This window comes from Burkholderia sp. PU8-34 (genome assembly GCF_053427725.1).
The window spans coordinates 1-4,896 of record NZ_JBSAXC010000040.1; the positions used below are offsets into that span (position 1 = coordinate 1).

Annotated in this window: 1 protein-coding gene and 1 pseudogene; both read right to left on the reverse strand. The window is 66.2% G+C overall.

Annotated elements, in window-relative coordinates:
• Nucleotides 1-238 precede the first annotated feature (238 nt).
• The gene (locus tag ACV22Z_RS35525) at nt 239-973 is read right to left on the reverse strand and encodes an OmpA family protein (RefSeq protein WP_448080913.1); all 735 of its coding nucleotides are present in this window, start codon (nt 971-973) and stop codon (nt 239-241) included.
• Between the two features lie 96 nt (nt 974-1,069).
• A pseudogene (locus ACV22Z_RS35530) lies at nt 1,070-4,861 on the reverse strand (YadA-like family protein); the annotation flags it as partial.
• Nucleotides 4,862-4,896 lie beyond the last annotated feature (35 nt).

Genomic DNA, 4,896 nt, shown 5'->3' on the forward strand with positions numbered 1-4,896 from the left:
ACGGCCATTCACCACCGGACGCGGATCGTTCGTCAGACCGTTGCGCCCGATCACGCCCGTGTACGGCGGAACGTTGTCCATCACCGACTCGATCGTCGGACGCGACGGGCGCGTCGTTGCCTTTGCTGTTGCCATTGCTGTTGCTCCAGAAATCATGTTGATCTAATGCATGCCGTCGCCCGTCCGCGTGGACGGGACGCTACCCGTAGCTCAACCGCATGCCGGTCACAGCCCGCGCTTATTCGGGCACGACCTGAATCTCGACGCGCCGATTCTTCGCGCGTCCTTCTGTCGTCGCATTCGACGCCACGGGCTCGGCCGGCCCCATGCCCTCCGACACGAATTGCCCGCCTCGCAAGCCACTGGTGCGCAGGTACGTCGCGACAGCCCGCGCGCGCGCCTCCGACAGGCGCTGGTTATGCGCAACAGAACCCGTCGAATCCGTGTGGCCGGTCACGGTCACGCGACGGAACGTATTCGCCTGGTTCGCGCTGACGAACTGCTCCAGCGCGCGACGCGCGGCCGGCGTGAGCACCGAGCTGTCGGTCGCGAAGTTCGCGTTGCCTTGCAGCAGCATCTGGCGCGGCTGCGGCACCGGCTGGGCCGGCGGCTCCGGTTGCGGCTGAGGCCGTGCCTGCGGTTCAGGTTGGGGTTGCGGTTTCGGCTGCGGCTTGCCGCACATGAAGGTGATCTCGCGCGGATCCTTCATCGGCGTACCAGAGCGCACGCGATCGACGGATTCGAGCGGCGTGAAGCCGCTGCCCTTGCAGAACCGCTCGGCTGCGGCCGCGCATTGATTCGTGCTGGACAGCAGGCCGTCGCACGACACCCGATATGCCTGTGCGGGCTGACCGGCCAGTTGCACCGCACGGATGTCGTAGGTCGGGCCGGACTGCGTCGTACACGCAGCCAGACCCAGTACGAATGCGCCGAGTGACGACGCCCGAACAACGCGATTGAATGAAATGTTCATGATGGTATGGCCCGTCCGGGACGGGCTCCGGAAATTCGATCGTTGAGAATGGAGCGGTGCGCGTGCGGTGAGGCCGAAGCCTCACCGCAACGCGTGTTACCACTGGTACGAGGCACCCACGCCGACGGTATTGCCGCCGCTCGACAGACCCACGCCGGCCTTCATCTTCAGGTTCTGCGTGATGCGGGCTTCGCCGCCGAGCGCCACTGCCTGATAGCCCTTGTAGGTCGCGCCGCCGATACCGAACGACAACGTCTTGCCCGGATCGACACCGGGAATCATCGTCAGCGCGGTGGCTGCGGCGATACCCGAGTAAGCGTTGCGCGACAACTCGTTGACCTGCGAGCGCATGCCGCCCATCGCACGGTCGAGCTGCCCCTTCGTCGCCACGTCCGACGCGTTCACGCCGTCCGCGATGTTGACGATCCGGCGGTTGCCATCTTCCTTGCCGTTGCCGAACGAGACGGTGTTGGCTTCGTTCGCCACCGAGCCCGCGCCCAGCGCCACCGAGTTGTCGCCGGTCGCCTTCGAGCCTTCGCCGATGGCCACCGACTGACCGCCCGAAGCAGACGAGCCGCTGCCGATCGCCGTCGCGCCGGTGCCGGAGCTGTTCGCGCCGGAGCCGATCGCGACACCGTTGTCCTTCGACACGGTCGCGCTCGAACCGATAACCGTGGCGTTGTTCGCGCCATTGGCCACGTTCGTGCCCGAACCGGCCGCGACGTTGCCCGTGCCGGTGCCGGCGCTGGCCAGGTGGTTCGGCGTTTCCGGATCGATATCGGTGCCGGCGAAGTACGGGTTGTCGCCCGAACCGCCACCAGTGCCACCAGTGCCGCCGCCGCCCGGGTTCTGCTCGAGTTGCACGACACGGTCGCCGAGGCCACCCATCCGCTCCTCGAGATCGAACAGCTGCGAACCGTTTATCGCGTCCGTGCTCTTTGCGCTCACAGCACCGTTCGCGACGTTCGTCAGAACAACCGGCGCAGTACTGCCCACCCCGCCCAGCGTCACCGAACCGTAGTTCGGCGTGCCGTCGCTGTTCAGGTCGTAACGCACCGCGAGCGAATCGGTCGCGCCATACATCGCTGCGGCTTGGACTGCCTCCGCGACGGTCTTGTACTTCTGACCGTTCACTTCGATCGCCGTATTCGCGAGCGTGCCGTCATCCCCGACCGTGGTGCCGCCGCCAATCGCGGCCGCGACGCTCTGCGCCGTGCCGTTCAGCTGCGAACCGTTGATCGCATCCGTGCTGCCCGAATTCACCGCACCGGCCTTCACGTTCGTGAGCTTCGCGCCTTCCACGCCGTACAGCGTGATCGTGTCAAAGTCCGACGAGCCGTCAGCGTTCTTGTCGTACGTCACCGCGAGCGACTTCATACCCGAACCCGGGTTTGCCGGATCGACCGGTGCAACCAGACCCGCATCCTGCAGCTGGCCGAGGTTCACCGCGTCGTGTCGGTCCTCGCCATCCGCCACGTTCGACAGCTTCACGGGGCCTGTCGACTTGCCACCGCCGAGCGTCACCGAGCCGTAGTTCGGCGTGCCGTCCGCGTTACGGTCGTACGTCACCGCGGCGATCGACCGCCCCGTCACCGGATCCACCAGGCCCGATTCCGCGAGCTGTTCCTGCACGATCGTGATGTTCTTCGTGTTGTTCACGACACGGTCGTCCAGGTTGCCCAGCGCGTCACCCACGTTGTGGTAGCTCTGCTGCTTCGAAACATCCGCCGGATCGGCCAGCGAGTACGTCGGCCCCGTCACCTTGCCGTTCGCATCGACGGATGCACCACCGCCCAGCGATTCGGCCACGCCATGCGCCACGCCGTACAGTTGCGAACCGTTGATCGCGTCCTTGCTGTTGGCGCCTACGGCACCCGCCTTCACGTTCGTAATCGTCGTGCCGTTCGCGTCTCCTTGAAGCGTGATCTGGCCGAAGTCTGCCGAACCGTCCCCGTTCTTGTCGTACGTCACCGCGAGCGACGCCAGACCCGAACCCGGGGTTGCCGGATCGACCGGCGCAACAAGGCCCGCGTCCTGCAACTGGCCGAGGTTCACGGCATCGTGGCGATCCACGCCGTCCGCGACATTCGACACGCGCACCGGCGTACCCGCGTTGCCCAGCTTCACGCTGTCCTTCGTCGCGTTTTCATACACGACCGCCAGCGATTCGCCCGTCGTCGGGTCGATCACACCGCCGTCCTTCAGCGACTCCTTCAGGTTGCCGATGCTTTCATTCGTCGCGAACAGTTGCGAGCCGTTGATCGCGTCCGTGCTCGTCGCGCTGACTTCGCCCGCCTTCACGTTCTTGATCGTCGTACCCTCCGCACCGCCCAGCGCGATCGTGGCCTTCGACGCGTCGTCGTATGCCACCGCCAGCGACGTCAGCTTGCCCGAGCCGTCGTCACCGACCAGGCCCGCCTCCTTCAACTGGCTCACGTTCACGGCGTCATGGTCGTCCACGCCATCCGCCACGTTCTTCAGCGCGACACGCGTATCCGAGTCTTCGCCTCCCAGCGTCAGCTTCGTGTGCGACGCGTCGTCGTACTCGACTGCATTCGGCGAGCCGCCACTGCCACTGCCGCCGCCTGCAGCGGCAGCTGCCGCCAGCGCCGACGCGACGTCGTGGTAGTCCTTGCCCGCAACCTTGTAGGTCGGTACGCCGATCGCGCCATCCGAGCCGATCGACGCGCCGATCACATCGGTCACGCCCTTCAGCTGGCCGAGGTTGACCGCGTCGGTCGACTGCGTACCAGCCGCGACGTTGACGATCTGGCGCTCTGCACCCGCCTTACCGATCGACAGCGCGTTGCCGCGGTTTGCGATCGAGTTCGCACCGAGCGCGATGCCACCGTTCGAGCCCGACGCAACCGATGCATTCGCGCCAAGCGCAATCGCATCCGCGACGTTCTTCTGGACGGTAGCCCCCGTGCCGGCTGCGATCGAGTTCGTTGCACCGGCGAGCGCCTGCGCGCGGTTACCGAGTGCGACCGAGCTCTTGCCGATTGCTTTCGAGTTGCTGCCCACGGCAAGCGCGTTGTCCTGGTTCGCCTCGACGTGCGCGCCGAGCGCGACGGCTTCCGCTCCGTTCGTCTGTGCGTCCGAGCCCATCGCCACCGCATACGGCTGGCTGTTGCCCGTCTGCGCGAAGCTGCCGATCGCAACCGAGTTGTCGGAACCAGCGAGCGCCTGCAGGCCGATCGCCGTTGCGTTGCTGCCACTCGCGACGGAGTACACACCGACTGCAATGGCGGAATCCTCGCTCGGATCACCGCCGTTCAACGACGCGTAGTTGTCGCCCCGCTGACCGTCGACCGCGACGAGCGGATCAGTCGCATCACGGAAGCTGATCGACCTTGCGCTCAATTCCGCGAGCTTCTTGTCGGCCTCCGACGCGAATGTGGTCGAGAGACCGTTCAGCGCTTCGTACAGTTGCGAACCGTTGATCGCATCGGTACTGTCCGCGCTCAGGTCGCCCGCCGCAACGTTGACGATCTTCCGCTCGTTGCCGATGCTACCGACGGACACCGTGTTCGTCTGGCTCGCGACCGAGTTGGAACCGATCGCAACCGCACCGTTCGCGCTGGCACGCGCACCGGAGCCGAGCGCCAGCGTGTTCGGGCCAGACGACGATGCGCCCGAGCCGATTGCCACGCCCTGCGCACCCGTCGCGAGCGCGGCGGTGCCCGACGCGTTGACCTTGATGTACTTCAGGTCGATCCCGCCGTTGGTCAGATCCTCACGGAGATCGGACAGGCCGGTCGTCAGCTGTGCGACGTTGACCGCATCGGTGTCGGCAACACCCGCCTTCACGCCCGACAGGATCGTGCCGTCCTTTCCGCCCAGCGTCACGCTGCCCTTCTTCGCGCTGTCGTACACCACCGCCAGCGATTCGCCCGTCGTCGAGTCGATCACCCCGCCGTCCT

What these genes read in the sequence shown, in the direction of transcription:
- ACV22Z_RS35525 (WP_448080913.1), bottom strand. Translation starts at nt 973, where the DNA reads ATGAACATTTCATTCAATCGCGTTGTTCGGGCGTCGTCACTCGGCGCA.